We start from the raw sequence: 26518 nt of genomic DNA, 5'->3' as shown, positions 1-26518 counted from the left end.
GTCTCCAGGCACCCTGGATCAAACAGGAATGGTACCCTGTGCAAAAAACCGTTAAATAGTGCGGCTGGCGATTGGCTCAACCGGCCTGTCGGGGAACACAGCCCGCCGACATCAGTCACAATGGCCAACCAATGCTCAAACCGGTCTAGAGGAACGTATGCAGAAACCCGTCATTGCCCTGATCTCCCTGCTCCTGATGTGCAGCACCAGCCAAGCCATGGCCCGCAAGGCTGAAGAGAGCAAGAACGTGTTTGGCTGGGTCGAGCGCACCACCCTGATGCCCTGGGGGGTGAAACTGAAAGCCAAGCTGGACAGCGGCGCCCTGACCTCTTCCCTTCATGCCACCGACATCAAGGTGTTTGAGCGTGAGGGTGACAAGTGGGTGCGCTTCACAGTCAATGTGAAAGATCAGGCCACCGGAAAGCAGGTGTCCAGGACGTTCGAGAAACCGCGTTATCGCAAGGTGCTGATTCGTGGTGCCGGTGGTGAGGATCGCCGCCCGGTGGTGCTGATGCAGCTGTGTATGGGCGACACCGTCTACGAAGAGCAGTTCACCCTGAACGACCGCTCCGACATGCTCTATCCGGTACTGCTGGGACGCCGCACCATCGCCCACCTGGGCTACCTGGATGTGACCCGCACCTACCTGCAGGAACCGGGGTGCAACGACACGTCACCGGTGAAGCTGGATAAGGACCAGAAGGACGTTAACGACAGTGATGACTAAAAAGCGTTAGTCGTCAGACTCAGCGAGTTTCGAGTTTCGAGTTTCGAGTTTCGAGTTTCGAAGAGCAAAACCCGGCCCGGCCATAGGCGAAGGGTTTTTCCTTAATCTTGTGTTTTTCGCAACTCGAAACTCGTTACTCGCTTCTGCTGTTAAGCCGGATTCACCTCGAAATACCCGAATAGCCCGTCCAGCGCCTCGCGCAACACACTGCCCTGCAGGCTGATACGCGCTTCCAGTTCAGCGACTGCATCGTCGGCATCCAGGCTGTCGATATTTTCCTGCAGCAGATCCAGCGCCCTGATGCGCTTGATCTCCAGCTTGTCATTCACGTCCAGCTCCAGATTATCCTGCCAGGCCAGGTTGATACGGGTGACCACCATGCCGGTTTCCAGATGCGCGAGGATTTCTTCCTGACCCAGATCCACGGCGGTGAACTTTACCGCAGCGCCTTCATCCTTTACCCCCTTCAGTTCACAGCGGTCACCCAGAGTGAAGCCTTCCGGGAGCAGCTTGGTATCGCGCAGCCAGTTGCTGAAGCTGGTGTAAGGGGCCGAGTTGGGGGCTGGATAGGCCACCGGCAAAGTGCCAATGGCCTTGCGCAGGCAGGCAACGACTTCTTCGGCGCGGGTGGCTGAGGAGGCATCCACCAGCACACGCTTGCGCTGGGTATCGATCAACAGGTTGGTGCGACGGGAGCGGGTAAAGGCGCGTGGCATCAGTTCAAAGGTAATCTGTTCTTTCAGCTCGGCCTTTTCCTTGCGGCCCACTTTACGGCCTTCTTCTTCCTGGATGTACTCCACCTTCTCATCCAGTAGTTCCTTGATCACCGGACCAGGCAACAGACGGGACGTTTCCTGATAGGTGCAATAGATGAATCCATCCACGGCATAGGCCATGGGATCCTGGCCTTTCAGAGGCGGTACAAAGCCCTCTGAGCGCAAGGTCTGGCTGCCGCAGGGCTGGCAGCGATGATTGGAGAGAATCTCATCCAGCTCTGCCACGGAGAAGGAAAAGGGCTCATCGCCCAGATACACAATCAGGTTCTTGATCCACATAGTCTTGTATCCAATAGCGGGGGCGAGAAAAGGCGCCACCAAAACACGGAGGGTCGGCCACAGTAGCGAAATGCCCTGCGCGCCTCAAGCGATATGGCAACAACTGATCAGCAAACCAGCAAGCGACTGGCCTGTCATGACAGGCACATTTGTGGCATCAATAGGCAGGTACTGACCTCCAGGAGTTTTCATGGATTACCTGCGCACCCCTGATAGCCGCTTTGAACGCCTGCTGGACTACCCCTTCGCCCCCCACTATGTGGAGGTGGACGGCCTGCGCATGCACTACCTGGATGAAGGGCCCGCTGACGCCAAACCCATCCTGATGCTTCACGGAGAGCCCTCCTGGTCTTATCTGTATCGGCACATGATCCCGATCTGTGCCGCCGCCGGGCATCGCGTAATCGCCCCGGATCTGATCGGGTTCGGCAAGTCCGACAAGCCCACCGACATCAACGCCTATAGCTACCAGAGCCACATGGACTGGCTGCAGTCCCTGCTGGAGCAACTGCAGCTAACCGACATCACACTGGTCTGTCAGGACTGGGGATCACTGCTGGGCTTACGGCTGGCGGCAGAAAATCCGGATCGCTTCCGGGCCATTGTCGTGGGTAACGGCATGCTGCCCACCGGCGACCAGCAAGTCCCGAAGGCGTTCCATCTGTGGAAAAATTTCGCCATCTACAGCCCGATTTTTCCGGTTGCCCGTATCCTCGACTCCGCCACCTTCCGCAAGCTGAGCCCGGACGAGCGCCGTGCCTACGATGCGCCCTTCCCGAATCGCAAGTACAAGGCGGGCGCACGAGCCTTTCCGAAACTGGTACCGGTGACCCCGAATGATCCGGCCAGCGAGGCCAACCGGGCGGCCTGGAAAGTGCTGGAGAAATGGGAGAAACCTTTCCTCACCACCTTCAGCAATGGCGATCCCATTACCCGGGGGGGCGATAAGTACATGCAGGAGCGTATTCCCGGGGCCAAGGGGCAGCCGCATCAGACCCTGGTGGGAGGGCACTTTCTTCAGGAAGATTCCCCGGTGGTGTTTGCCCGGGCCATCAACACTCTACTGGCAGGAATGGATTAAGCCTCGGCGGGAATCACTCGATCTCAGCAGGCGGCAACGGCGCCACCGGACCAGAACTCCGCCCGGTTGCGCCCGGCGGCCTTGGCTCGATAGAGCATTTCGTCGGCTCGGGAGATCAGCTCGTTGGCGCTGATTTCCTCCCCGTTTTCATAGATCACCACACCAAAGCTGGCGGATACCAGTAACGGTGAACCGTCTTCCAGCGTGACCGGTGAACGCTCAATACTGGCCCGGCAGCGCTCGATGACACTTTCCACGCCGCCAAGCTCTGTGTCCGGCAGCAACAGCACAAACTCTTCCCCGCCAATACGCCCTACCAGATCGGTTTCACGCAGGCAGTGACGGAGCACCTCCGCCACCCTCACCAGCACCTCATCTCCGATCCCGTGTCCGTATGTATCATTGATACGCTTAAAGTGATCCAGATCCATCAGGCACACCCCCAACGGCTGCTCCGTGCGGCGCGCACGGGCCAGTTCGTTGCCGAAGCGCACAAACAATTCACGACGGTTGGCGAGACCGGTCAGGGGATCATGCAGTGCCTGATCCCGGACCTGCGCCTCCCGATAGGCCCAGCGACGCAGCAGCAAGGCCACCAGAATGATAACCACCGTGATGAAGGGCACCATGAAGGCCACGGTACTGGCAATCCAGTAGTAGGACAGCAGATCCTGGGAAATAGGGTATTTAACGAAGTAGATGGCATGAACGCTGTACCCCTGCACCGACAGCCACGCCAGCAACAACACCACCAGCACGGTAAAGGCAAAGTTCCAGGCCACCCGCGGAAAGCCAAACAGAATAAAGCCCACCAGAGGCGAGCCCACCAGCACCATCCCCGTCATGGGACTGTAGAGACCAATGGTCCAGCCCAGCAGCAGGAAACCGATACTGAAAAACGACATGAAGATGGCCGGGTAGAATACAGAGTGCCGCCGCCAGCGGCGCAGTGCTGCTCCCCAGAGGATCAGCACCAGCCAGCCCGCCACATTGAGCTGCATCACCTGGGACATCACCTCAGCCCCTTCGGGAGAGACAAAGCGTTCCGCAAAAGAGGTGAAATGAATGGTGAATAGATGCCAGACAAACACGAAACTCATATAGGCAAATAACGCCACTGAGAGCAGCAAACATTTATCCCTGTCGCTCCATTCGAGCAACCGGTAAAGCGCTAACAGACTGGCTGGCCTTTTTCTCATTATTCGCGTGACCTGGAACACACTGTTTCAATCATTATGGCAGTTATAACGACGCACACGAGCGGCGCTAAAAGCGCCCATACCGGGCAGGCGACCAGTAATCGGAATCTTTTGCTTTTACGCCCTGCCATCAAGACCAGGCTCCCCGGCTCCCCCTGTCTCCTCCACCGGCACGCCAATAGCCCCTCCCCGTGCTGATACCGCCTTTTCCCTTCCGCCGTGAAGATCACGTCATCGATAACACTAGCCCAACACAGGAAACAATTCGCTAGACACTAGACAACAAGGACACCACAGCAGCCTTCCTGTTTACCCAACAAAATGCACTTCATGGGAAACATGACCTGAAAATCGCCCAGTTTTCTTTTCTGTACCGAAATTCTAGTGGAGAGCAACATGAGCAGAACAACAACAATCCTGAAAACCATGGCCGCCGCTGCCGCACTGGTCCTCAGCACCAATGCCATGGCAGTAACCGGGATGAAGCGCACCATTTGCGTGTTCGACATCATTGGCGCCAATGGTGACACCTACAACATCATGAAGGATTACAAGACCGCAGCCGTGCAGTGGGGCGTGGATGTGGACCTGAAGCCCTACACCGATGAGAAGATTGCTTCTGAGGATCTGAAAGCCGGCCAGTGTGACGCTGCCGTGCTCACCGGCATCCGGGGTCGTCAGTTCAACAGCTACACCGGCAGCATGGATTCCATCGGCGCCATCCCCAGCTACGATGCCATGCGCACCGTGATCTCGGTAATCGCCAGTGGCAATCCCAGCGTCAATCAGCACCTGGTCTCCGGCCCTTATGAAGTGGGTGGTGTCGCCCCCCTTGGCGCGGCCTACCTGTTCATGAAAGACAAATCCATTGATACCGTGCCGGAAATGGCGGGTAAATCCATTGCCGTACTCGAATACGATAGCGCCCAAGCCAAGCTGGCCTCCGGTGTGGGCATGTCACCGGTGATGTCCGACATCACCAATTTCTCCACCCGCTTCAACAACGGTTCCGTGGACATCTGCTTCGCTCCGGTGATGGGGTATTCCGCTCTTGAACTGTACAAGGGCATGGCACCGGACGGCGGCATCCTCAACTATGTACTCGGCCAGCTCAGCGCCCAGGTCATCCTGCGCAAGGATCGCTTCCCTGAAGGTTACGGCCAGAAGTCCCGCGAGTTCATGTACGGCCAGTTTGACCGCGCCATGAAGCTGATTGATAACGCCGCCAGCGAGATCGATGACAAGTGGTGGATCCCGATGACTGAGAAAAACCGTATTGCCTATGACGAGATGAACCGTCAGTCGCGCATCGCCCTGACCAAAGAAGGCATCTACAACAAGGACATGATGAGCATGCTTCTGAAGGTCCGCTGCAAACTGGATGGTTCCCGCGCCGAGTGTGTAAACCCCCAGGAGTAACGCTGACGGCCGCCGGGTTTTCCCGGCGGCCTCTTGCCTCCCTCCCGACAAGCAGGCTGGTGAAATTTGTTCAGCCCGCCTATGCTGGGGCCAACAAGGTTAATGGATTAACCGGAGGTACCATGAAACACCTGCTTGCACGCTTCCTGCGCGAAGAAGACGGCGCCACCATCGTGGAATATGCCATCCTCGCTTCCCTGATCTCTATCGCTGCCATTGCCATCATCCTGCTGGTGGGTGACGAAGTGCTCACTCTGTTCCGGGGCGCTGAATCCTCCATGAAGCAAAACGGCATGTAATCCCCTGCGGATCCTGTCCAGCCTCTGTTACTCTGTGACCGTCTTTATTCTGTGGCGGAGTGACCATGAGCCAGACGTTCGGCTTCCAGTTCGATAACAGCTACAGCCAGCTGCCCGAGCCCCTTTTTTCCCTTTGCGACCCGCAGCCGGTAGCCGACCCCTCCCTGGTGCTGTTCAACCATTTGCTGGCCGAGGAACTGGGCCTTGATGGCAAGGCGTTGGCGGAAAAACCCGACTGGTTCAGCGGCAACGGAGCCATCCCCGGCAGCACCCCGCTCGCCCAGGCCTATGCCGGCCACCAGTTCGGACGGCTGACCATGCTCGGCGATGGCCGCGCTATTCTGCTGGGTGAACATCTCAACAAGGATGGCCAACGGCTGGACATCCAGTTGAAAGGCGCTGGCCGCACCCCCTTTTCCCGTGGCGGCGACGGCCGCGCCGCACTGGGCCCGATGCTGCGCGAATATGTGATCAGTGAAGCCATGCATGCGCTCGGTATTCCCACCACCCGCAGCCTGGCCGTGACCGCCACCGGCGAACCGGTCTACCGGGAGCAGGGGCTCCCCGGCGCCATTCTGACCCGCGTGGCCGCCTCCCATGTGCGAGTCGGCACATTCCAGTACGCCGCCGCGCAGCAGGACCCGGCCCTGATGGACACCCTGATCAAGTACACCCTCAGGCGCCATTACCCGGAGCAGGCTGACAGTGACAACCCGGCCCTGGCCTTACTGGATGCGGTCATGGCCAGACAGATCGAACTCGTCACCCACTGGATGCGGGTGGGCTTTATTCATGGGGTGCTGAATACGGATAACGTCACCCTGAGTGGTGAGAGCATCGACTATGGCCCCTGTGCCTTCATGGATGGTTACGACATCGACACGGTATTCAGCTCGATTGATCATCAGGGTCGCTATGCCTTCGGCAACCAGGCCAGCATTACCCAATGGAATCTGGGCCGCTTTGCCGAAACCCTGCTCACCCACATTGATGAGGATGTGGATCGCGCAGTGGAGATCGCCACCGAACGCCTCAAAGCCTACAGCGAGCTCTGGGATGAAAGCTGGCTGGCCATGATGCGAAACAAACTGGGGCTGACCGGCTGCGAACCGGAAGATGAAACGCTGGCAAAAGACTTGCTGTCGCTGATGCAACTTCACAAAGCGGATTACACCAACACGTTCCGGGGACTGATCGGCGGCGCTTCACTGCATGGGCAGCCTTATGACAATGACGCCTTTGCGGCCTGGCATAGCCGCTGGCTGGAACGGCTGGACCGCAGCCCGCAAGGGCGCGAACACGCCTGGGAACTGATGCGCAGCAGCAACCCCGCCGTCATTCCGCGCAATCACCAGGTGGACAAGGCGCTACGGGCGGCAGAAGAAGGAGACCTCAGCGTGATCGAATCCCTGCTCGCCGCACTGGCCAATCCCTATGACGAGCGGGACAGCGCGGACCCCTATGGGCAGCCACCGGGTGATGATGAGGTGGTGTGCGCTACGTTTTGTGGGACGTAGAAATGCGAGTTTCGAGTTTCGAGTTTCGAGTTTCGAGTTTCGAGTTTCGAGTTTCGAGTTTCGAGTTTCGAGTTTCGAGTTTCGAGTTTCGAGTTTCGAAGAGCAAAACCCGGGGCCGCTAAAGACGAAAGACTGCTGCGCGTTTGATTTTCGCAACTCGAAACTCGTCACTCGCCCCTAGCGCAATCGCAGGTGGTTGTCCCACCAGCCGGCGGGCAGGTCGAGCCAGTGGCTGGTCACCTGGCCGTCTCGATAGCCGAAGTAACGACAGCGGCCCTGACCGGAGGTGACCGCGAAACCGTCGCCCACCACACCAACACCGGCACAATCGGCCATGGGCACATCCACCAGCGTCTCTGCACTATCCAGATCCCAGACAAAGAACCGGTTGCCCCGCGGCGCGGTCATGGCCACCTGACGACGCTGACTGTGAATGGCAATGCTGGCGGTGTACTGATCCATCATCGCCAGCTGTGATGCGGATACCGGGAACGGCTGATAGGGTTGATCAGGACGTTTCACCGCCAGCAACGGCACCGACTCCCAGGCCTCGCCCTGAAACTGCTGCCCCGTGATCACCGTACCATCATCGGCCACCGCCAGATGACGGATGCTGCTTTGTTGGTGGCGCAAGGTTTCCTTGCTGTGCAGTTCACCATGGCGATCCATGACCACCAGGCTGGGCGCCATGCTGTCCAGGTTCTTTTTCTCGCGACTTCCTTCGGTGCGGATACCGCCGTTGGCCACCACCAGCGACTCACCATCCGGCATCCAGGCCAGCTGATGGGGTCCGACGCCATGGGTAGGCACCTCCCCGTCATGAATCAGCTCCAGCGTGTTCCGATTCAGCCGATAACGACCCAGCACCCCCCGGCCCGGCTCATCCAGGTCGTTTTCGGTGGCATAGAGCCAGTCGCCCTCTTTGTGAAACACCCCATGGCCATAGAAGTGTCGCTGCGGCTGACTCTGCAGCGTCTGCAACACGCGGCCATCGCGCAGGTCGATGAGGTAGCTTTCCCGGGAAGGGCGACGGCCCACGAACAGGGCCAGCGGCAGAATGGGATGAAGGGCCACATCGTGACAGCGTTCCGCCACCGGCGTGGCAAAGGCACGGCGGCCATCCAGAAAATACCCCGCACAATAATGCTGTCCGGCCTCATCATTTCGTGCCGACAACAACAGTGGGGACGGCCCTCCTCGTCCTTGCCACAGCGCCCAGCCACCCAGCACCGCCGCACCACCCAGCGCAGCGCCCATGCCAAGAAGATGTCGTCGTGTCAGTGTCATGGCGTCCTCATCATAAACCGCAATGGAAGGCGTTCAAGTACAGGGTAGCTGGAGCGAAGCGAGTTGCGAGTTGCGAGTTGCGAGTTGCGAGTTTCGAAGAGCAAAACCCAGGCCCACTAAAGACGAAAGGTTTGTGCCTTTGATTTTCGCAACTCGAAACTCGTCACTCGCTACTGCTTCTAATCCCCGTCATTGGCATTGAAACCCAGCTGAATCCCCAGATCACGGGCCAGCTCAATCTGCTGCAGGGTCTCCAGGTTATCGAGGCTGTCATAGAGTGATTGCAGCCGTAGCTGGTTGTCCTTGTGCTGCACCAGCAGCACCAGAGGCTCTGACAATCCAGCCAGTTTCTGTGCGGTATTTTCGTAGGCCGCATCAATGCGGGTGACCAGCTGGGTATCGCCAACAAGAGACCGCACCCGCTCCCATACCGCACGGGCCCCGGACAAGGACGCCTGCAGGTTGCTGATGGAGTGCTGGCTACGCCAGGCTTCCGCCTGCCAGGGCTGCGGCACCCCCTTGTTAAGACGCCCCATGGGCACGCCCAGTTTTTTCTTGAGAGTATCCACCGCGGTGATCTGGGTACGCAGAATGCTGCCCAACGCTTCATCCACATTGGCAAAGCGCGCGTTGGGGAACGTGGTGAGCATGGCGGTCATGCCATCCGGACCTTCCCACAACGACAGCACTTGCGCGGACAAAGCCACTTGATGCCGGGCGATACCGGTCAGCAGTGGGCAATAACGTTCGGACTGCTTTTCCAGGTCCACGCTGTCATCAAATACCACGTACTCGAAAGCACTGAGCCCTTGCACCACCACACTACCGTTTTCCAGCGCCTGCTGGTCAAGGGAGGAGGCTGCGTCCAGCAAGGCTTCCACCTGTCGCGCCACCAGGTTGCGCTTGTCAGGCCAGAACTGGACTTGCCAGCTGCGGTTGCCCTCCGCCAACGGGCCGATCATCAGTGGCTGCAGATGCGCCCACCCCTGCAGGGAGCGGTAGAAACTCTGCTTGAGCGCAGCAAGATCCAGTTCACTGGCGCAATACCCCTGGGTCGCCACCAGCAGCGCAGCATTGCTGTCATGCCACTGCTGATGGGCCGGCAGTAATACCTGATGAGTCAGCTGACCGGTCACTTCCTGGCGAGGGTGACTACAGGCTGACACCAGCCCCGCCAGCAGCAGGATCATCACAGCACGCATTCGCAGAACTCCATGCACCTTCATAACAAACGCCAGATCAAAGCGAGTTGAGAAACGCCAACAACGCTTCGCGTTGCTGAGCATCGAATGTCAGCACCTTGTCCCTCGAAGCAGCCGCTTCACCCCCGTGCCAGAGAATGGCCTCCATCAGGTTGCGCGCCCGGCCATCATGCAGGAACTGGGTATGCCCATTAACCGCTTCGGTGAGCCCAATCCCCCACAGCGGAGGTGTGCGCCATTCCTGCCCGTTGGCAAGAAACTCCGGACGACCATCAGCCAGCCCCGGGCCCACATCGTGCAGCAGCAGGTCGGTGTAGGGACGGATAGTCTGGTTGGCCAGCTCGGGCTCCGGGGCGTTGGCCGGGGTAGTAAAGCTGGGAACGTGACAACCCTGGCAGTTAGCCTGGAAGAACAGACTCTTGCCTTTAAGCACCTGGGGATCATCCACATCGCGGCGGGCCGGCACGGCCAGGTTACGAGTATAGAAGGTCACGTTATCGAGGATCTCGTCACTGACTTCCGGGGTGCCGCCATGCGGTAACGCCAGGCAGTCGCTTTGGCTCGGCGCGCAGGAATCCGTTGGTACAAGGTGACTCGTCAGCCCCATGTCATTAGCAAAGGCTTCTGCATTTTGTTGACGCAGGCTGGGCTGCCCGGCTTTCCAGCCAAATCGTCCCAACTTGAGCGTCCCGGTAGCACGATCCCATACCAGATTGGCTCGGCCACTAATGCCATCTCCATCGGCATCCTCTGGATCGGCATTCGCCAACAGATCTTCATCGCTAATGGCTTCCAGGAAGCCCAGGCCGATCACCGGCGGCGCAATCCGGGCTGAGAACAGGGTGGCAGGATGCATGTCACCATAGGTCAGATTGCTGAACGACAACCGCGGCTTGCGCAGCTCCACCTCATGGCCATCGGCAAACGTCATGACCAGCGGTTCGTACTCCACGCGGACACGCCCTTCCGGTGCAATGCCGGGAATGGCCGCATCCTGGAACTGGCCCCCGTAGTTAGGCTCGGCCACGAGGCCACTGCGGGTCAGATCATCGCCCTCACCCGCTGGCACCGACAACCGTACCAGCATGGACACCGCCTGTTTGGCCTCCGGCCCGGGGGGGTGGCCTCGGCCGTCCTTGATATGACAGTTCTGGCAGGCGTTGGTATTGAAAAGCGGCCCCAGACCATCACGGGCATCGGTGGAGGCCGGCGCGATCACCCAGGGGTTGCGAAAGAAACTGTTACCTACGCTGAAATCCAGCCGCCGGGTGGGCGACAGGTTGGCCAGCGGCAACGAGAAAGCATTCTGGTCGGTCTTGGTGACGGTGCCCTCACCCGCCGACAGGTGTTCTCCCGGTTCTGCCTCAGTGAATGTGGGGCCTTGATCACAGGCGACCAGCAAGGCCGCCAGGGAAAGAGTCAGTATGGCATTGCGCAAGACAGGCATCCTTATAGCGTTACAGGTAGTACGTTCCCATGGCGTCAAAACCAGGCCGTATGAGAACACCGCGTTAGCGGGAGTAGCGCAAGCCCTCCGCAAGGCGGTGTCACCTTCACAGGTCAATATTCATCAGAACTGGTGGTCGGCGGTATCCGGGTTCAGCGCCTGGATATCCAGCACCAGGGCGGCCTTCTCGATCCCGCCAGTCTGCACCACCAGGGCATTGATCGCACCGTTGATCACCGCAGCACCCTCTGCATTACCCGGGGCGATCAGCTGGTCAAAGTGCACCCCGTTGGCCGCGCTGTCCACCAGCACTTGCAGGGCGTCTTCCGAGGCGGCCAGTTCTTCTTTCAACTGGCTGTCCACCTGCGCGTCACGGGCTGCCACCAGATCACTCAGCGAGGGCCCCGTCAGGGTCTCGCCATTCACCCGCTGGTACTCGCCCAGGTACACATTGCGGATGCCCTTGCCGTTATAGAAGTGCGAGAAATGGGTGTTATCGCTGAAACAGTCATGCTCGTCTTCCGGGGAGTGGGCCGCCAGCGCGACCTTCATGCGCTCACCCGCCAGCTCACCCAGTGACAGGCTACCCATGCCGAACAGCATCTTGCGCAGGCCGTTCTTCACCGCATCCGCTTCCAGCTCGGCGCGATAGTTTTCCGCGCCGGACTGCCACTGGGCCACCATGAATTCCAGATCATCAATCAACAGGTCCGTGACGGCACTCAAGTAAGCGCGACGACGTGCGTTATGCCCACCGGTAGCCTGCGCATCGGTGGCGAAATCGGTGGCAGGACGCTCACCGGCACCATTGTCGGTGCCGTTCAGATCCTGCCCCCAGAGCAGGAATTCGATGGCGTGATAGCCGGTGGCCACATTCACTTCCGAACCACCCAGCTCGTTAAGGCTGGCGAGCAACTCACCATCCAGTTCGGTGAGATCCAGTGTCTCTTCACCAATGGTCAGGGAATCACTGGCGATGATGTTAGCGCGCGCTCCCGGATTACCCATCACCGCCTGATAGCTGTCGTCCACATAATCGATCAGCCCCTCATCCAGCGGCCAGGCATTTACCTGCCCTTCCCATTCATCCACCACCCGGTTGCCAAAGCGGAACACCTCGGTCTGCATGTAAGGCACCCGTGCCGCTCGCCAGGCATCCCGCGCTGCCGCCAGGTTCTCCTCGGAGGGGTCTGCCAGCAGGGTGTCGATGGCAGTCTTCATGTCCCGCGCCTGCGCCAGCGCATCGCTGTACGCAGCCAGCGCCAGCTCACCGTAGTGACTCACCACCAGACGGGCCTGCGCCTCATCGTAGGGGGCAGCAGGCGCCACAGGCGCCTCATCACTACAACCGGCAATCCACAGGGAAGACAACAGCAGCCCTCCGGCCGCAACACGGGTCAACATAGACTTTCCTCAATCGGGGTACGACAGTAAACGGGCGGGCAGGCAAAACAGCGTCCAAACCCAGTAATGCGAATTATTCTCATTATTTTAACCGGAAACAGACAGAGAAATCACTTCATCACAGGCCCCGCCTTCCCTTTTCGGCCAAAAAAATCGGGCTAAACAAAGCGTATTCTGGTGAACATTATTCAATCAGCGCCTAAAATGCCCCCCGCAGCCTCGCTGCCTTTTACCCTGTCCGCCCACTACCCTGCGAGACACCCCCATGACCACTGTGCTACTCCTCCTGGTGGCGCTGGGCTTTTTGTCCATCGTTATCGAAGACATCGTTCACATCGACAAGGCCAAGACCACGCTTTTCTTCGGGTCTTTCGCCTGGCTGCTCTACTTTATCGCGCCGCCAACCGCGCTCAGCAATGAAGTGTTGATGGAGCGACTCAATGAGAACCTGCTGGATATCGCCACCCTGTGGCTGTTTCTGATGGCCGCCATGACCTTCGTGGCCTATCTGTCCGGCAAGGGCATTATCGACAGCATGGTCAACCGGCTGCTGCCAACCCGAATCAGTGAGCGCAAACTGATGTTGCTCACCGGCCTGTTCGCCTTCCTGTTCTCCTCCATTGCCGACAACATCACCGCCACCTTGGTGTGCATTGCGGTATTGATGAATCTCAACCTGCCACCCCAGAAGCTGCTGCGTTATCTGGTGCTGGTGGTGTTTTCGGTGAATGCCGGTGGTACCGCCCTCATCACCGGCGATGTCACCACGCTGATGATCTTCCTGGCAGGCAAGGTAGAGATCCCCGATCTGTTGCTGCTCAGCCTGCCTGCCGCCGGCGCCGTGGCAGTACTGGCCGGCATGCTCTCGCTGGGGCTGAACGGCGAGGTGGATATCAAGAAAAAGACCCAGATCATTGATCGCGGCGACAAGGTCATCGCCCTGCTGTTCTTCGCCACCATTCTCGGCACCATTGCCGCCAACGTGGCCTTTGGTATCCCTCCCGTCCTGTGTTTCCTGTTCGGCCTGTCACTGATGTTCATGGTGGTGCAGTTCATGAACAAGGACGAGCCGATTCTGGAGTACATCCGCAAGATCGAGTTCGACACCTTGCTGTTCTTCCTTGGCGTTCTGCTGCTGGTAGGCATGCTCAAGGAACTGGGCATGCTGGCTTACTTCCCGGCACTCTATGAAGTGATGCCTCCGGTGGCGGCCAACTTCGTGGTCGGCATGGCTTCAGCCCTGTTCGATAACGTGCCACTCACCGCTGCCTTATTGAATTCAGGCATCGAAATGAGCCTGGCAGAATGGCTGTCGCTAACCTATTCCGTGGGCGTAGGCGGCGCCCTGCTGGTCATCGGCTCCGCCGCTGGCGTCATCGCCATGAGCAAGATTGACGCACTCACATTTGGCTCCTACCTGAAGTATTTCGGGTATCTGCTGGTGGCCTACAGCATCGGCTTTGTGGCGGTACTGGGGTTGGGGTCGTTGCTGTAAAAATCAGCTGCGAGCTACCCGTTTCCAGCTACAAGCTACAACGCGAGTTGTGGCTGCAAATGTGAAAATGACGTGCCCGCGCTCAAATGTTTCGGCGCGGGCAAAGACACAGATGGCAGACAAAACTTTCGCGCATTGTAGCTTGCAGCTTGCCCCTCAAACCTGAAACGCCGGGTGATAGTGCACTTCCGCATCCGGCCAGGTGCCGTTGAGCAGTAACGCCTGAAAGTATTCCGGTGGCACCCCGGCCATCCTCACCAGTGGTGTGGCAACAAAGCCAAAACGGACATACCAGGCCGGATCCCCCAGCACCACACAACCGTGGGCACCCTGTTTCTTGAGGGCATCCAGCCCCGCCAGCACCAGCTGGCTGCCCACCCCCTGGCCTTGCCATTCTGGCGCAACCGACACCGGGCCAAGCCCAAACCAGTGGCTGGCGCCGTCCGACAGCTGTACCGGTGAAAAAGCGATATGCCCTACCCGCTGCCCGTTTAGTTCGGCCAATAACGACAGTGACAGGGCGTCAGCCTCACGCAGGGAATCGACCACCAGAGGCTCGCGTTGATCGCTGTGCGATACGTTGGCAAACGCATCCGCAATCAAGGCATGGATGCCATGCACATCATCGGGCGTTTCTGCTCGGAGGGAAAAGGAGGTCATGACAAAGCCCGGTCACCCTGAACAAAAAAGGCGCCTCCCCTTGCGGGAAGAAAACGCCCTTATCATGTCCGTTCGGGTCTAGTTTGCGCCGTAAAGATCGCTACTGAGATCCATCAGATCACGATCCATTTGCTGCCAGCGGTCCCCTATGTGGGCACCATCCATATCAGCCAGTTCATGATACTCATCAATGCGCTGCTGCAGATCGGTCAGCACCTCCTGCAAAGCCAGGCGGTGCCGCTCGGCTTCAGTGTTCACATCACCACTGTCATCCACGGCTTTGTGTTCCAGCTGCAACAGCTCGCCTTCCAGTTCGTCCAGTTTGCTTTTGATGTCGGTAATCATTGTCTTCACGTCTTCCATAATCGCACTCCGGGTTCCGATCAGGATTCATTCATAAAAGCAGCCTCAGGTTGCCGCCATTTGTTTATCCGGGTCAAATTTACAGCCGGTAACGGCAGCAACCGTCCGACAATCGGTCATGCATCAATTCAAACTTATACAATTACGCGTATGGTCGGAATACCGACTTTCCGCTACATTCTCGGTCAGAAACTTTCATTACGCACATCAGCAGGTCCACCATGAAAAAAGCCGTACAACGGGCAGAATTGCTCAAGGACATGATCCAGGAAGCTATCGAAGACGGCGCCACCACCGTGGAAGACGTACATCAGCATATAGCCAGCCTGCCGTTTGATGCACTGGAAAATCTCGGATTGTTTGAAGAGCAGGCGGCGTCTCTGAAGGAGAAGCAGCGCAAGACAATCGGCATGGTGTACGACGCCATTCGCCGTATCAACAGTGATATCGGCACCCTGATTTCAGAACAGTTTGCCGCGCTCGAGGATGCGGAAACTGCCCGCAGAAACATGGACAAGAACAGCGAAGAGTGAAAAACGTCTGACGCAAAAAACAGAATGGAAAAGGTGGTCGCTTTGACAAGAGAGCTTCCACCTTTTTTTATGGTCTTATTGAAACATTAACCCCTGACCGATGGATTGCAGGGGCATTGCCTCTACTTGCCAAGGGCCTCGCAATACTGGTCTGTAACGGCAAGCAGGCAAACGAATAACGGCGCTGGTATTTTTCACCCGTCAAACATCCCTTCTAACAGAATTGTAATCCAGTCCGTGCTGAGGTTTGATTAACTCATTATTGCCCCACGCCAAGGCACCCATGATTACATTTTCAAGACGCCTCACCTTTCTGGTTTTCATCTCTCTGCTGTCAGCAGCCTGCCAGAGCGCCCCGCCCTACGATCCGCAAGCGCGGACGCAAACCCACACACTCGTGGCGCCGCAGGATTCACTGCTGGCTGGCAGCGTTTCCCAGCTTACCGCCAGCCAGGAAGGGCAGAGTGGCTTCTATCTGCTTCATGATGGTTTATCCGCTTTCCTTGCCCGTATCGCCCTGATTGAAAGCGCCAGCACCAGCCTGGATCTGCAATATTATATTTTCAGCAACGATGTCACGGGCCGCATCATCATCAGCCGCCTGCTTAGTGCCGCCGATCGCGGTGTGCGCGTCAGAGTGCTGGTGGATGATCTTGGTACCCGGGTCGACAATCCACTGGTCGCCACGCTGGATCAACACCCCAATATCGAAATCCGTATCTTCAACCCGGTGGCGTCTCGCAGGGGGCTGAGCCGCAACTGGCAGATCCTCACCAACTACGCCCGCAGCAATCACCGCATGCACAACAAGCTACTGGTGGCCGATGGCACCGCCATCATTACTGGCGGACGAAACCTGGGCGATGCCTACTTCTCCAGCACCAATGTGGACTTCCAGGATATCGATATCTTTGCCGCCGGCCCCATCGTGCCCATGGCCAGTGACAGTTTCGATGAGTACTGGTCCTACCCGGCCAGCGTGCCGGTGAATCTGCTACTTAATGCCGGTGAAGCGGAAATGGACCTGGATATGCTGCGCCAGACACTCAACGAATTCCTGATAGAACAACAGGAATCGGAGTTTGCCCATGCCCTTCGTACCAGCACTCTTGGCACAGGACTGCTCAACGGAAATATCCCCTTGCTATGGGGGCACGCCTCCCTGCTGGTCGATACCCCGAAAAAAGTGCTCGAACACCGTGACCTCCCCCCCTCTTTCTATCTCGGGGCGGATCTGAAACCGATACTGGAAGCTGCACGCACGCGGCTGAAAATCAGCTCCGCCTATTTCGTTCCCGGTGACAATGGCGTGGCATTGTTTACTGCACTGGAAGCGGATGGCATCCAGGTCCAGATTCTGACCAATTCGCTAAGCACTACTGACGTGGCTATCGTCCACAGTGGGTACATGGATTACCGCAAACCCTTGTTGCGGGGAGGAGTGGAGCTATGGGAGCTGCGCTCCACCGCCGGACAGCAGAAACGCATGCACTGGTTCAAGGGCAAATCCATGGCCAGTCTGCACGCCAAAACCATGGTGATCGATGATCGTTTATCCGTGGTCGGCTCCGTAAACCTGGATGCCCGCTCCATTTTGCAAAACACAGAAATTGCCCTCGTCATCGACAGCCCCGCCATCAACCAGCAACTCAGTGACCTGTTCGATCTCTGGGTGGCCGGCGATTCCGCCTGGCGTGTACAACTGGATGACGACAACGACCTGCTCTGGACCGCCGACACCGCTCAAGGCCAGCTCAGCGAGACCCATGACCCGGAGACCTCCGCCTGGGCACGCTTCAAGACCTGGCTACTGTCCTGGCTTCCCATCGATAGTCAGATATGACAAGAGACGCTTCACGCAACATGCCTGACGCTTGATACAAAAAGGCCCGCCCGGAAAAACCGGGAGAGCCTTTTTGCATCGAAAAACACTCGCTATACCCCGCTGTAGGAGCGAGCCTGCTCGCGATCCGAGCCCAAGCGAGGTAAGGATTCCAGAAACGCATCTCGAAGATCAAAACCAAACCTAACTCTATGCTTTCGGTTTTGCCTTTCGAAACTCGCTTCTCGTAACTCGAAACTGATTACCTCGCCCAGGCTCGGATCGCTTGCAGGCAAGCTCCTACAGCAAACGCCCCCCCCCCTGGCGGCTGACCCTGCCGCCCAATTCCAGAAATCCGCCCCATATCCCCCAACCGACAGACGCATTATCATCCCACCCCTTTCCCGATTAGAATGTTCGGCTCGCCGCGCGGGACTCCCCGTCTGGCAACGTGACACCAATGCGACACCAATGGACAGCCGCCCCCATGCACAGGACGCAAACGCGCACACAATCCGGTCTCCCCGGCAGCCGCTTGGTGCAGCTGCTGAGCAGCCTGGACAGCAAGGCCGCCCGTGCCAGCCACGGCGATTTTGCCGAGCGCCTCGGGCGCCTGTTTGACCTGTCTGACGCCATCGCACTGGATGGCGCCACCCGGCACACGCCCAAGGGGCCCTTCAGCGCCTCGGACGCAATGCCGCAGCTGCTGCAGGATGACCTGCTGAAAACCCGCCGCGCCCTGCTCGACTACCTGGGCCGCAGCTTTACCGGCGAAAAAGCCGCCTCGATCATCGCCATGCCGCCCCTGCGCGACGATGCCGAGGCCGACAAGCGCCCCAGCTTTGGCGCTTATGACCGCTTCTACCAGGCACACCAGCGGCAGATGATCGCCGGCCTGAGCAACCTGCGCCTGCGCTGCCGACGTCTGCTGGCCGGGCACAGCGCACCGCTGGCCCACCTGGCCGAGCTGGATGCGGTGTTTGAAAGCGGTCTCGCCAGCTATGCCCGCCAGGGCTTTGCCGCCCTGCCCGGTTTTCTGGAACAACGCTACCGCCTGCTCTGGCAGCAACGCGACCCTTTCCATACCCCCGCCGACTGGCTCAGCCCCCAGGGCTGGCTCACCCAGTTCCGGCGGGAACTGAAAATGCTGTTACTGGCCGAACTGGATGCCCGACAGGAACCGGTTCTTGGCCTGCTCGCCGCGGCCCGGGAAGCAACCGAGTCTTCCCCCGCCGACGCGCATGACACCAATGAGGTAAGCACCACTCCATGAAACGCTATCTATTTGCCGCGCCCTTTGTGATTGGCGCCATCGCTGTACTGTGGATCGCCGTCACCTTTATCAGCCAACCCGTGGCCTTCACCGTCACCGCCATCATCGCGGCGGTCTATGCCATGGGCTTTGCCGAACTGCTGCGCTTCCGCCGCAATACCGCCGCGCTGGATGATCGCCTGGACGACCTCCCCGACAGCCGCGAAAGCCTGCGCCACTGGCTGCAAAGCCTGCCGATCCCCCTGCGCCACAGCGTGCAGCGGCGCATCGACGGCCACCCGGCACCACTCCCCGGCCCGGTGCTGACCCCTTATCTCACCGGCCTGCTGGTGATGCTCGGCCTGCTTGGTACCTTTGTGGGCATGATCGTGACCCTGCAAGGTGCGGCCACCGCCCTGGACGGCAGCAGCGAACTGACGGCCATCCGCAGCGCGCTCTCGGCCCCCATTGCCGGCCTCAGCCTGGCTTTCGGCACCTCCATCGCCGGGGTCGCCGCCTCCGCCATGCTCGGGCTCACCGCCACGCTCTGCCGCCGCGACCGCATGCTGATCTCGCGCAAGCTGGATACGCTCAGCGACACCACCCTGCACGCCTTTTCCCTGGACCATCAGCGCGAAGCGGCTTACCAGGCACTGCATCAGCAAAGTGAAACCTTCCCGGCCCTGGTGGACGCCCTGCAGGCCGTTGCCACGCGCATGGAAGGCCTGGGCAGCGAGCTGCGCGACAGCCTCACGGGCAACCAGCAGCAGTTCCATGAAGCCGTGAACAGCCAATACCGCCAGCTGGCCAGCGACGTGAGCCAGTCCCTCAAGGACACCCTGGCCGACAGCAGCCGTCTGGCGGTGGAGAACATCCAGCCGCTGATGGAAAGCTCCCTCGCCACCCTCAACCAGCAGGTGGAAGGCACCCATGCGCGCCTGGCGGAGCTCACCGAAAAGCAGCTCAGCGAGCTGACCAAAGAATTCCGCGCCACCACCGAAGCCGCCGCCCAACACTGGCAGCAAGGGCTGGATACCCACCAGCAGACCAGCGCCCGGCTGGTCAGCGATATCAGCACCTCACTGGCCGAGCACCACGACCGCTTCCGTGACAATAGCGACAGCCTGTTGCAGCAGCTGCGCGACAGCCAGCAAGGCCTGGCTGATACCAGCCGCCAACAGTTACAGGCCGTGGCCGAACAATTCGAACAGGCCAGCCGTACCAGCCAGCAGCATTGGCAGGAGCAACTGGCAGAACAACAGGCTCTACACGCCGAGCAGCTGCAAGCAGCCCGTGACGCCCAACAGGCGCTGGCCGAGCAGCAACACAGCCGCCTCCATGAGGCCACCGGCGAGTTCAGCCAGGCCATCCAGCGAGCTGGCGAACAGTGGCAGCAACACAGCGCACAACAGCAACAAAGCAGCGCCGAGCTGGTGCAGGAACTGCGCGACACGTTCACCGCCCACAACCAGCAATTCCAGAGCAGCGCCGCCACCCTTCTGGATGGCCAGCGCCACGGCCTTGATCAGCTGGTGACCGGGATTCGCGAAGAGCTGGCCGCCCTGCGCGATGCCGAAGCCGAGCGCGGTGCCGCTGCCAGTGAACGTCTTGCTGCCCTGGAAGGTACCGTCAGCGAGCACCTGAGCCGTCTGGGTACGGCTCTGGAAGAGCCCATGACCCGCCTGATCGAAACCGCATCGGAAACCCCGAAAGTGGCTGCGGAAGTGATTACCCGCCTGCGCGAGGAAATGACCCGCAGCAGCGAGCGTGACAATGAACTGCTGGAAGAGCGTCAGCGCATCACCGAAGAGCTGGACCAGCTGCTCAGCAACCAGCGCGACGCCGCCACCGCCCAGCGCGAGGCCATCGAAACCCTGATCACCCGTGCCAGCGACACCCTCAGTCAGGTGGGCGACACCTTCACCCGGCAGGTCAGCGAACAGAGCGAGCGACTCAATGAAGTGGCCGGCGATGTCACCGGCAGCGCCGCCGAAGTGGCCAGCCTCAGCGATGCCTTCGCCGCCGCGGTGCAGATGTTCAGCGACAGCAACGACAAGCTGCTGGATAACCTGCAGAAGGTGGAAGCGGCGCTGGACAAATCCGCCATCCGCGCTGATGAGCAACTGGCCTACTACGTGGAGCAGGCCCGCGAAGTCATCGAGCTGAGCATGTCCTCCCAGAAAGACGTGATCGACGCACTGGGTAACCTGTCCGCCGCCGAGGCCAGCTGATGGAAGAGCTCCACGACGACGCCCAGGCCTCCCCCGTCTGGGCTATCTTTTCCGACCTGATGGCCGCGCTGGTGGGCATTCTGGTGCTGGTGCTGGTGTGGGTCATCGGCATCCAGCTGGAGTTGAGCCAGTCCCTGGAACAGGAAAAAGAAAAGCGCCTTGCCGAAGAACAACGCCGCATGGCACTGGAGCAGGCGCTGGCCGACCCGCTGGCCAGCGGCCGAGTCACGTTCCGCGATGGCCGCATTGGCATCAGCGGCAGCGTGCTGTTCCAGATCAACTCCGACCAGCTGCAGCCGGAAGGTGAAACCCTGCTCAAGGATCTGGTCAAACCGCTCCAGCTGTATCTCGACCAGCATGATGAAATGCTCATGGTCAGCGGCTTCACCGATGATCTGCCAATTCAGCGAGGCAACAGCCGCTACGAGGATAACTGGGGCCTGTCCGCCCAGCGCGCCCTCACCGTCACCCGCACCCTGATTGATCAGGGCATGCCGGATGATCAGGTGTTCGCCGCCGCCTTTGGTCCCCACCAGCCCGTGGTCCCCAACGACGACAATGCAGCCCGCGCCAAGAACCGCCGGGTGGAACTGACCACCGTGCCCCGTCGCCACACCGGGCCGGCGGCGGAGGGCGACAATGGCTGAGGCGATGTCCCTCGACGCCCTGGTGGCGCGCATCAACACTCTGCAGGCGCAGGGGGCAGAACACTTTGACCCGGTGGCCTTCCGCTTCCTGCAGCGCCAGAGTGAACGTCTGGCACAGTTGCGCAACACCAGCCCCCGCACCTTGAGCCGGCTTGGCGATACGATTGCACGGCTGGAGCAGCGGCTGAACGAGAGCCAGCAGGTGGTGGAACAACAGTGGGACCCGCAACAACAGCCGGAATTGACGCCGCTGTACGAACAACACGCGTTCAAGGCATTGCTACGCCAGCTGGCACCTGCGCCATCCGCCTCCCCACTGGCGGACGTACTCACCCTGCTCAGACAGAGTGACAGCAGCACCGTAGAGCCGGAGCAGCGTGATCCACTGCGGGCCATGTTGCAGGAACAGGAAGGCACACTTTTCGACGCAGCAGACAGCGCGCCGCAACCCGTCAATGATGGCCCCCGTGAGCTGAAAGCCCTGAGCCGCGTGCGTGCCGGCCAGCAGCAACAGCGCAAACGCCGCCGCATCGAAGACGCTCTCACCCAGACCCCCAGCGACGCAGGCCCGCTCAACTCCCACCGACTGGTCACCCGCGCCATCACCGCACTGAAAGATCTCTCCCCCGCCTACCTGGACCATTTCGTGACCTACGTGGACACCCTGATGGTGCTGGAAAAATCAGGAAAGAAACGGGGCGGGTGATTGGGCCTGATGCCTGATGCGCCTCTTTGGCATCGGCAAACATTACCCGTTTGCAAAGCAGGCGTGTTGCTTGTTGCGTGAAGCGTATTGCGTCTCTTTGTGGGAGCCAGCCAGCAGGCAATCCGAGCGACAGGGAGGAAAGAAGCTGACTTTTTAACCGAATGAGGCTTGGTCATTCTCCGGAGGCCCATGCGGGCTGTGTTTATGTGCGCTCTGGAATACTTGCCTCGCTGAGACGAGGATCGCCATGCAAGCATAGCTCCTACAGAGCCACCTTAGCGCTTTGGTGTTTGTGGGAGAGCCAACTTGTTGGCCGAATAAGGCGGGTCATTCTACAAGGGCCATCCCATCGAAAAGCCCTTCGTTCAAACAGTTGAATCTCACACCATTCGAACGGCGCTTCTGGAATCCTTACCTCGCTGAGACGAGGATCGCCATGCAAGAGTTATTCGCTTCGCTCACCCTTCGAGCCGCACTGCGCGCGTTACTCCGCTGCGCTACGTTCCTGCAGGGGCATCAGATCCTGCCTGTCGCCGAACTTCACGATTTGGGAGGTATTTCTATTAACCAAAAACCGGGGAACTATTTAGGTGGCTCCCTTCCAATCAAACGTAGCTTGTAGCTTGTAGCTTGTAGCTTGTAGCTTGTAGCTTGTAGCTTGTAGCTTGTAGCTTGTAGCTCGTAGCTCGTAGCTCGTAGCTCGTAGCTCGTAGCTCGTAGCTAATAATACTCCCGCAACCCCGCCTCCCAGTCTCCTAACGTTGCCTCCACCCCGGCCAACAATCCGGCCTTCACTCCCTGCTGGTAACGCTGTGAAGCAGAGGTGGAAAGGAAGCTTTCATAACTGCCGAGTCTGTCCACCGGTAGTTCGCGATACGTAAAAGCCAAGGATAGCAGTGTCTGTTGCCGCATGAGCTGCTCAATAGGCTCGCGGCGCTGTTGCAACTGCGCATCCAGTGCGGCGGTATCGATCGGCGCCCCTGGATCAGCGGCAATGGATTCGGCCATATGATTAGCCAGCAACGCGCGCTGCTGCAATGTTACCGCCAGAGCCGATGCCCCGGTCAAATCATCCAGCCTGGCCGCCGCCGCGATACGCTCACGATCTGCCATCAGGCTCTCCGCCGCCGCCTTCATGGCTGGCAGGCTGTCCGCTTGCTGCGACAGCAGTTCAAGTTCGGTAATTTTTTTACCCAATGGCGAGCCATACCACAGTTGCAACGTCTCCAGATCCCCCGGCTGCAGAGCCTCAGCCACGGCCATCTCCACATGACGGTGAATCACATCAGCTCGAAAGGATTCCATGGCAATATGCAGCAACACCTCTCGCTGCTCAGCAGCGTCCAATGCCGGATTCTGAGCCAGAGTGCCGTGCACCAGCTTGCCGAACACCGGCATCTGGGCATCGACACCGGAGACAATCAGCAGCCGGCTCACAGACTGTTCATCGTTGGCCATGGCCCACTGGCAAGCCAGCAACAACACCATCGCCATCCACCCGCCGAGGAAACCGCGCCCGAAGTTTTGCTCTGTCATTCTGTTATCCATCTATCCTGCCATGTAAATCATCAGGTTCAGCTTTAACCCTAGCGACTCGCGCCCACAGCCGCCAGCACTTGGGCCCCCTCAATGAGCGGAGTAGACTGATGACACCCTTGCTATCGCACCCGTGCATCATGAAAAAACCTCTGATCAGTTTCAGCCTGCTTGCGTTGTCAATCAGTGTATCCGCACAAGACTGCCAGCTGGAGATCCACCACACCGCCATTCATGACCAGCATCACTTCCAGCTCGAAGTCAGCTGTAAGGGAAGGTACAACACCCTGGATTACCTGCTGCGAGCCAGCCGCAATCGCAACGGCACCACCCTGATTAACAGCGAAACCAGCAAATTAGCCATTAATGGTGACAGCAAGAAAACCGGCGAGGTAGTTCTGCAACTGAGACCCGGCGATGAAGTGCTCGTGGAAGCTCGTATTCTTCAAGCCTGCGAAGTATTGGGGGAAACCACCCTTAGCTACCAACACACCCGGGAGGCAACAAAACAGCAAGCCCGCCATCAAGGTGTAGCCCCATAAAATACCCAGCCAACGCGAACGCATTTCCTGGCGACGCCAGCGTTGTACACCTACATCTCAACCAGGAACTTTAGCCCCTGCGATGATTTTGTTGGCACAAATTCAGTGACCTCATAACTGGCCAGGCCCTCGCGATAGAAAGGATCCTGCTCAAGCAGCTGGTCTAACTCAGAGCGATTACTCACCCCTGCAATGATGACACCGCCGGTGCGAGGTTCTTTACGTCCAGAAAGATGAAAATTGCCCAAACGATACTGCTCATTCAAGAACTCGATATGCTCAGGAATAAACCGATCCACTTCATCAAGCGGCTTGATATATGTAAGAGACACAATAAACAATGCGATCGCCCTAATAGTTAAACCACATAACACCTGGCATAGCCGCCGAAGGTGATCTTCCCCCGATAAAATGGACACACATCATTTTACGCTGCCATTCTCTCGTATTCTGTCGGGGCCATATACCCAATACCAGAGTGTAACCGTTTCTGATTATAAAACTGGTTGATATAGCCACGCAGAACCGCTCTCAATTCTTGCTCATCTTTAAACGACACACCATGAATCACTTCCGCTTTCATGCTATGGAAAAAGGATTCCATATGTGCGTTGTCTGTACATTGCTTTGGTCGGTTCATGCTCGGCCGGATACCATGCCTTCCAAGCTCGTTCTGGATCAAGTACGCGCCATATTCCACACCTCTATCTGTATGGAATATCAGCCCCGGGGCCGGCTTTCTTACCCTTAGGGCGTGACGCAAGGCCCTCAGCGTAAGCTCAGCTGTTTTCCTACTTCCCAGCGACCAACCAATGACCTTTCGGGAATACACATCCAGCACCACCGCAAGGTACCGCCATTCCCGATTAACCTTTATATAAGTGAGGTCCCCCACCCACTGCTGATTGACCCCGCTCGGAGCAGGTGTGTTCAGGCGAAGGTTCTTGTGACGCTGGTAGAACCGCTCTACCCCAGGCACCCTTCGGTAAATTTTGGCCACTCTGCCGACCAACGACGCCTCTCGCATCAACCGTTCAACCCGCTTTCTGCCAACCCGAATGCCCTGCTGACGCAAGGCCTGATGCACTCTCGGGCTTCCATAGACGCCACGGCAATCTTCATGGACTCGGCGTACCTTTTCGAGAAGAGCGGCATCCTCTCGCGACCGCCTGGACGTCTCTCGCTTACGCCACGCATAGAAACCGCTGCGCGACACTCCCAGCCACTTACAAAGGTACCTGACGCCTAGTTGTCGTCTGTGTTCCTGGATGAATCCAAATCGCTCTGATGTCGATCCGCCAGATACCGTTGCCACTTTTTTAGAAGGTCATTCTCCTTCTGCAAACGGGCATTATCCCGCCTGAGCTTATCGAGCTCTCTCAATTCCTCAGCAGTGGGGAGTTTCTTGTTTTTCATCACATCTACACGCTTACGGCCATCAGGTTTGATCTTGCCTTCCCGGTACTCCTTTCGCCACCGAGAAAGCATCATTGGGTGAATATCCAGACCCGCCGCCACTTGTTGAACCTGGATGCCATCCTGATAGCTCAGTTCCACGGCCTTTACCTTGAAGTCTGCGGAGTATTGCCAGGTCTTTCTCGGGTTGTTGTATCGGGGCATTTGCCACCTCCTCTGGTTAGGAGAAGGTGTCCACTAAAGCGGGGGAACTACAAGGTCGAGCTTATGCTACTTGTTATGTTTCTTTTCCAGGCCTACAAGGTGCACCTTTCTGGACTCTGCTTTTCTAATTTTTTCTTTATGTCTGCACGATCTGCAACGGACAGCAACAGATGAAATGCACCCCTTGGCCACCTCATACCACCACTTCTGCTGCTTGGCAGTCCAAATCTCATCACTTCCACAGTCTTTACACTCAAAGTGACGATCAACATAGAAGTTTGGCAGAGGCCCCAAGGGGTTCACCTTCCTCAAAGTTTTCTTATCCGCTAACAACGAACCTTTCGGAGCCACATCACAGTAGACATCCACCACACCATGACGAGCCTTCTCTGCCCGAGCAGCTTTGATCTCTCTGCGCTTTTGCAATCCACTTTTCTTAAACATAACGCTGCGCTCTGTCGATTGTCGGCAGCA

The 26518-nt window shown here is 58.5% G+C and carries 25 protein-coding genes; 13 read left to right on the top strand and 12 right to left on the bottom strand.

The annotated features are described in order from the left end of the window. Positions 1 to 157 precede the first annotated feature (157 nt). On the top strand, positions 158 to 727 hold the full coding sequence (gene rloA3, locus GFN93_RS04510) for a retropepsin-like aspartic peptidase RloA3 (protein WP_153499276.1): 570 nt from the start codon (positions 158 to 160) through the stop codon (positions 725 to 727). 149 nt (positions 728 to 876) lie between these two features. Here the strand turns inward: rloA3 and GFN93_RS04505 are convergent, their stop codons facing one another. Further along, positions 877 to 1782, bottom strand: coding sequence for a recombination-associated protein RdgC (locus GFN93_RS04505; RefSeq protein WP_153499274.1), 906 nt, complete (start codon positions 1780 to 1782; stop codon positions 877 to 879). A 190-nt stretch (positions 1783 to 1972) separates the two neighbouring features. Between GFN93_RS04505 and GFN93_RS04500 the strand changes: the two genes are divergently transcribed. Then, positions 1973 to 2863, top strand: coding sequence for a haloalkane dehalogenase (locus GFN93_RS04500; RefSeq protein ID WP_153499272.1), 891 nt, complete (start codon positions 1973 to 1975; stop codon positions 2861 to 2863). A 23-nt stretch (positions 2864 to 2886) separates the two neighbouring features. Here GFN93_RS04500 and GFN93_RS04495 read toward each other — a convergent pair whose 3' ends face one another. Continuing rightward, a complete protein-coding gene (locus tag GFN93_RS04495; RefSeq protein WP_194285744.1) occupies positions 2887 to 3993 on the bottom strand; it encodes a GGDEF domain-containing protein in 1107 nt (368 codons plus the stop codon). 465 nt (positions 3994 to 4458) lie between these two features. Here GFN93_RS04495 and GFN93_RS04490 point away from each other — a divergent pair, with 465 nt between their 5' ends. The 3 genes from GFN93_RS04490 (at position 4459) to GFN93_RS04480 (ending at position 7297) form a co-directional block, all read left to right on the top strand. Beyond that, positions 4459 to 5481 (top strand): putative solute-binding protein, encoded by a 1023-nt coding sequence (locus GFN93_RS04490; protein ID WP_153499268.1) that lies wholly within the window; start codon positions 4459 to 4461, stop codon positions 5479 to 5481. Positions 5482 to 5603: 122 nt separating this feature from the next. After that, complete coding sequence (locus tag GFN93_RS04485) at positions 5604 to 5780, top strand: Flp family type IVb pilin (protein WP_153499267.1); 177 nt, start codon at positions 5604 to 5606, stop codon at positions 5778 to 5780. Between the two features lie 65 nt (positions 5781 to 5845). Beyond that, positions 5846 to 7297, top strand: coding sequence for a protein adenylyltransferase SelO (locus GFN93_RS04480; protein ID WP_153499265.1), 1452 nt, complete (start codon positions 5846 to 5848; stop codon positions 7295 to 7297). Positions 7298 to 7474: 177 nt separating this feature from the next. Here the strand turns inward: GFN93_RS04480 and GFN93_RS04475 are convergent, their stop codons facing one another. From GFN93_RS04475 to GFN93_RS04460, 4 genes are all read right to left on the bottom strand, one after another. After that, positions 7475 to 8584, bottom strand: coding sequence for a DUF1513 domain-containing protein (locus GFN93_RS04475; protein WP_208993720.1), 1110 nt, complete (start codon positions 8582 to 8584; stop codon positions 7475 to 7477). 179 nt (positions 8585 to 8763) lie between these two features. Further along, positions 8764 to 9786, bottom strand: coding sequence for an imelysin family protein (locus tag GFN93_RS04470; protein WP_153499263.1), 1023 nt, complete (start codon positions 9784 to 9786; stop codon positions 8764 to 8766). A gap of 37 nt (positions 9787 to 9823) precedes the next feature. After that, on the bottom strand, positions 9824 to 11233 hold the full coding sequence (locus GFN93_RS04465) for a di-heme oxidoreductase family protein (RefSeq protein ID WP_153499261.1): 1410 nt from the start codon (positions 11231 to 11233) through the stop codon (positions 9824 to 9826). A gap of 123 nt (positions 11234 to 11356) precedes the next feature. Continuing rightward, positions 11357 to 12637 carry an imelysin family protein gene (locus GFN93_RS04460; RefSeq protein ID WP_153499259.1) on the bottom strand — a complete coding sequence of 427 codons (1281 nt, stop codon included), beginning with the start codon at positions 12635 to 12637 and terminating at the stop codon, positions 11357 to 11359. Between the two features lie 265 nt (positions 12638 to 12902). Here GFN93_RS04460 and nhaD point away from each other — a divergent pair, with 265 nt between their 5' ends. After that, positions 12903 to 14132 carry a sodium:proton antiporter NhaD gene (gene nhaD, locus GFN93_RS04455; RefSeq protein WP_153499257.1) on the top strand — a complete coding sequence of 410 codons (1230 nt, stop codon included), beginning with the start codon at positions 12903 to 12905 and terminating at the stop codon, positions 14130 to 14132. A 156-nt stretch (positions 14133 to 14288) separates the two neighbouring features. On the opposite strand, the gene GFN93_RS04450 is transcribed toward nhaD, so the two are convergent. Both GFN93_RS04450 and GFN93_RS04445 read right to left on the bottom strand, forming a co-directional pair. Beyond that, the gene (locus tag GFN93_RS04450; RefSeq protein ID WP_153499255.1) at positions 14289 to 14792 is read right to left on the bottom strand and encodes a GNAT family N-acetyltransferase; all 504 of its coding nucleotides are present in this window, start codon (positions 14790 to 14792) and stop codon (positions 14289 to 14291) included. A gap of 78 nt (positions 14793 to 14870) precedes the next feature. Further along, positions 14871 to 15155 carry a hypothetical protein gene (locus GFN93_RS04445; protein ID WP_153499254.1) on the bottom strand — a complete coding sequence of 95 codons (285 nt, stop codon included), beginning with the start codon at positions 15153 to 15155 and terminating at the stop codon, positions 14871 to 14873. A 221-nt stretch (positions 15156 to 15376) separates the two neighbouring features. Here GFN93_RS04445 and GFN93_RS04440 point away from each other — a divergent pair, with 221 nt between their 5' ends. The 6 genes from GFN93_RS04440 to GFN93_RS04415 all read left to right on the top strand — a co-directional run bounded on the left by GFN93_RS04440 (position 15377) and on the right by GFN93_RS04415 (position 22346). After that, on the top strand, positions 15377 to 15688 hold the full coding sequence (locus GFN93_RS04440) for a hypothetical protein (protein ID WP_153499252.1): 312 nt from the start codon (positions 15377 to 15379) through the stop codon (positions 15686 to 15688). A gap of 283 nt (positions 15689 to 15971) precedes the next feature. Beyond that, positions 15972 to 17531 carry a phospholipase D family protein gene (locus GFN93_RS04435; RefSeq protein WP_153499250.1) on the top strand — a complete coding sequence of 520 codons (1560 nt, stop codon included), beginning with the start codon at positions 15972 to 15974 and terminating at the stop codon, positions 17529 to 17531. A 466-nt stretch (positions 17532 to 17997) separates the two neighbouring features. Beyond that, positions 17998 to 18783, top strand: coding sequence for a DUF3348 family protein (locus GFN93_RS04430; protein WP_235901651.1), 786 nt, complete (start codon positions 17998 to 18000; stop codon positions 18781 to 18783). After that, the gene (locus tag GFN93_RS04425) at positions 18780 to 20993 is read left to right on the top strand and encodes a DUF802 domain-containing protein (RefSeq protein ID WP_153499246.1); all 2214 of its coding nucleotides are present in this window, start codon (positions 18780 to 18782) and stop codon (positions 20991 to 20993) included. Before GFN93_RS04430 ends, GFN93_RS04425 begins: the two co-directional genes overlap by 4 nt. Next, complete coding sequence (locus tag GFN93_RS04420; RefSeq protein ID WP_153499244.1) at positions 20993 to 21640, top strand: OmpA family protein; 648 nt, start codon at positions 20993 to 20995, stop codon at positions 21638 to 21640. The genes GFN93_RS04425 and GFN93_RS04420 overlap by 1 nt, the downstream gene beginning before the upstream one ends. Next, a complete protein-coding gene (locus tag GFN93_RS04415) occupies positions 21633 to 22346 on the top strand; it encodes a DUF2894 domain-containing protein (RefSeq protein ID WP_153499243.1) in 714 nt (237 codons plus the stop codon). The genes GFN93_RS04420 and GFN93_RS04415 overlap by 8 nt, the downstream gene beginning before the upstream one ends. Before the next feature lie 720 nt (positions 22347 to 23066). On the opposite strand, the gene GFN93_RS17260 is transcribed toward GFN93_RS04415, so the two are convergent. Next, positions 23067 to 23882, bottom strand: a complete 816-nt coding sequence (locus GFN93_RS17260; RefSeq protein ID WP_208993719.1) for a DUF2059 domain-containing protein — start codon at positions 23880 to 23882, stop codon at positions 23067 to 23069. A gap of 110 nt (positions 23883 to 23992) precedes the next feature. Between GFN93_RS17260 and GFN93_RS04405 the strand changes: the two genes are divergently transcribed. Continuing rightward, positions 23993 to 24424 (top strand): hypothetical protein, encoded by a 432-nt coding sequence (locus GFN93_RS04405; protein ID WP_194285743.1) that lies wholly within the window; start codon positions 23993 to 23995, stop codon positions 24422 to 24424. 50 nt (positions 24425 to 24474) lie between these two features. On the opposite strand, the gene GFN93_RS04400 is transcribed toward GFN93_RS04405, so the two are convergent. The 3 genes from GFN93_RS04400 to GFN93_RS04390 all read right to left on the bottom strand — a co-directional run bounded on the left by GFN93_RS04400 (position 24475) and on the right by GFN93_RS04390 (position 26488). After that, complete coding sequence (locus tag GFN93_RS04400) at positions 24475 to 24756, bottom strand: YciI family protein (RefSeq protein WP_328594711.1); 282 nt, start codon at positions 24754 to 24756, stop codon at positions 24475 to 24477. A gap of 95 nt (positions 24757 to 24851) precedes the next feature. Next, a protein-coding gene (locus tag GFN93_RS04395) for an IS3 family transposase (RefSeq protein ID WP_153499237.1) occupies positions 24852 to 26044 on the bottom strand; the annotation gives its coding sequence in 2 pieces (ribosomal slippage) (positions 24852 to 25747 and positions 25747 to 26044; 1194 coding nt in all). 66 nt (positions 26045 to 26110) lie between these two features. Next, positions 26111 to 26488, bottom strand: a complete 378-nt coding sequence (locus GFN93_RS04390) for a zinc-ribbon domain-containing protein (RefSeq protein ID WP_153499235.1) — start codon at positions 26486 to 26488, stop codon at positions 26111 to 26113. Between the last annotated feature and the right edge of the window lie 30 nt (positions 26489 to 26518).

The organism is Alcanivorax sediminis (genome assembly GCF_009601165.1).
Lineage (GTDB): Bacteria > Pseudomonadota > Gammaproteobacteria > Pseudomonadales > Alcanivoracaceae > Alcanivorax > Alcanivorax sediminis.
The sequence above is the reverse complement of the archived record's forward strand: the minus strand, read 5'-3'. Positions and strand labels throughout refer to the sequence as shown.

Excerpts from the sequence above, each read along its gene's own strand:
- GFN93_RS04485 (WP_153499267.1), top strand. The coding sequence starts at position 5,604 with ATGAAACACCTGCTTGCACGCTTCCTGCGCGAAGAAGACGGCGCCACC.
- GFN93_RS04405 (WP_194285743.1), top strand. The coding sequence starts at position 23,993 with ATGACACCCTTGCTATCGCACCCGTGCATCATGAAAAAACCTCTGATC.
- GFN93_RS04390 (WP_153499235.1), bottom strand. The coding sequence starts at position 26,488 with ATGTTTAAGAAAAGTGGATTGCAAAAGCGCAGAGAGATCAAAGCTGCT.
- GFN93_RS04430 (WP_235901651.1), top strand. The coding sequence starts at position 17,998 with ATGCACAGGACGCAAACGCGCACACAATCCGGTCTCCCCGGCAGCCGC.
- GFN93_RS04445 (WP_153499254.1), bottom strand. The coding sequence starts at position 15,155 with ATGGAAGACGTGAAGACAATGATTACCGACATCAAAAGCAAACTGGAC.
- GFN93_RS04500 (WP_153499272.1), top strand. The coding sequence starts at position 1,973 with ATGGATTACCTGCGCACCCCTGATAGCCGCTTTGAACGCCTGCTGGAC.
- GFN93_RS04470 (WP_153499263.1), bottom strand. The coding sequence starts at position 9,786 with ATGCGTGCTGTGATGATCCTGCTGCTGGCGGGGCTGGTGTCAGCCTGT.
- GFN93_RS04415 (WP_153499243.1), top strand. The coding sequence starts at position 21,633 with ATGGCTGAGGCGATGTCCCTCGACGCCCTGGTGGCGCGCATCAACACT.
- GFN93_RS04460 (WP_153499259.1), bottom strand. The coding sequence starts at position 12,637 with ATGTTGACCCGTGTTGCGGCCGGAGGGCTGCTGTTGTCTTCCCTGTGG.
- GFN93_RS04465 (WP_153499261.1), bottom strand. The coding sequence starts at position 11,233 with ATGCCTGTCTTGCGCAATGCCATACTGACTCTTTCCCTGGCGGCCTTG.
- GFN93_RS04450 (WP_153499255.1), bottom strand. The coding sequence starts at position 14,792 with ATGACCTCCTTTTCCCTCCGAGCAGAAACGCCCGATGATGTGCATGGC.
- GFN93_RS04505 (WP_153499274.1), bottom strand. The coding sequence starts at position 1,782 with ATGTGGATCAAGAACCTGATTGTGTATCTGGGCGATGAGCCCTTTTCC.
- GFN93_RS17260 (WP_208993719.1), bottom strand. The coding sequence starts at position 23,882 with ATGACAGAGCAAAACTTCGGGCGCGGTTTCCTCGGCGGGTGGATGGCG.
- GFN93_RS04490 (WP_153499268.1), top strand. The coding sequence starts at position 4,459 with ATGAGCAGAACAACAACAATCCTGAAAACCATGGCCGCCGCTGCCGCA.
- GFN93_RS04440 (WP_153499252.1), top strand. The coding sequence starts at position 15,377 with ATGAAAAAAGCCGTACAACGGGCAGAATTGCTCAAGGACATGATCCAG.
- rloA3 (WP_153499276.1), top strand. The coding sequence starts at position 158 with ATGCAGAAACCCGTCATTGCCCTGATCTCCCTGCTCCTGATGTGCAGC.
- nhaD (WP_153499257.1), top strand. The coding sequence starts at position 12,903 with ATGACCACTGTGCTACTCCTCCTGGTGGCGCTGGGCTTTTTGTCCATC.
- GFN93_RS04420 (WP_153499244.1), top strand. The coding sequence starts at position 20,993 with ATGGAAGAGCTCCACGACGACGCCCAGGCCTCCCCCGTCTGGGCTATC.
- GFN93_RS04435 (WP_153499250.1), top strand. The coding sequence starts at position 15,972 with ATGATTACATTTTCAAGACGCCTCACCTTTCTGGTTTTCATCTCTCTG.
- GFN93_RS04480 (WP_153499265.1), top strand. The coding sequence starts at position 5,846 with ATGAGCCAGACGTTCGGCTTCCAGTTCGATAACAGCTACAGCCAGCTG.
- GFN93_RS04475 (WP_208993720.1), bottom strand. The coding sequence starts at position 8,584 with ATGACACTGACACGACGACATCTTCTTGGCATGGGCGCTGCGCTGGGT.
- GFN93_RS04425 (WP_153499246.1), top strand. The coding sequence starts at position 18,780 with ATGAAACGCTATCTATTTGCCGCGCCCTTTGTGATTGGCGCCATCGCT.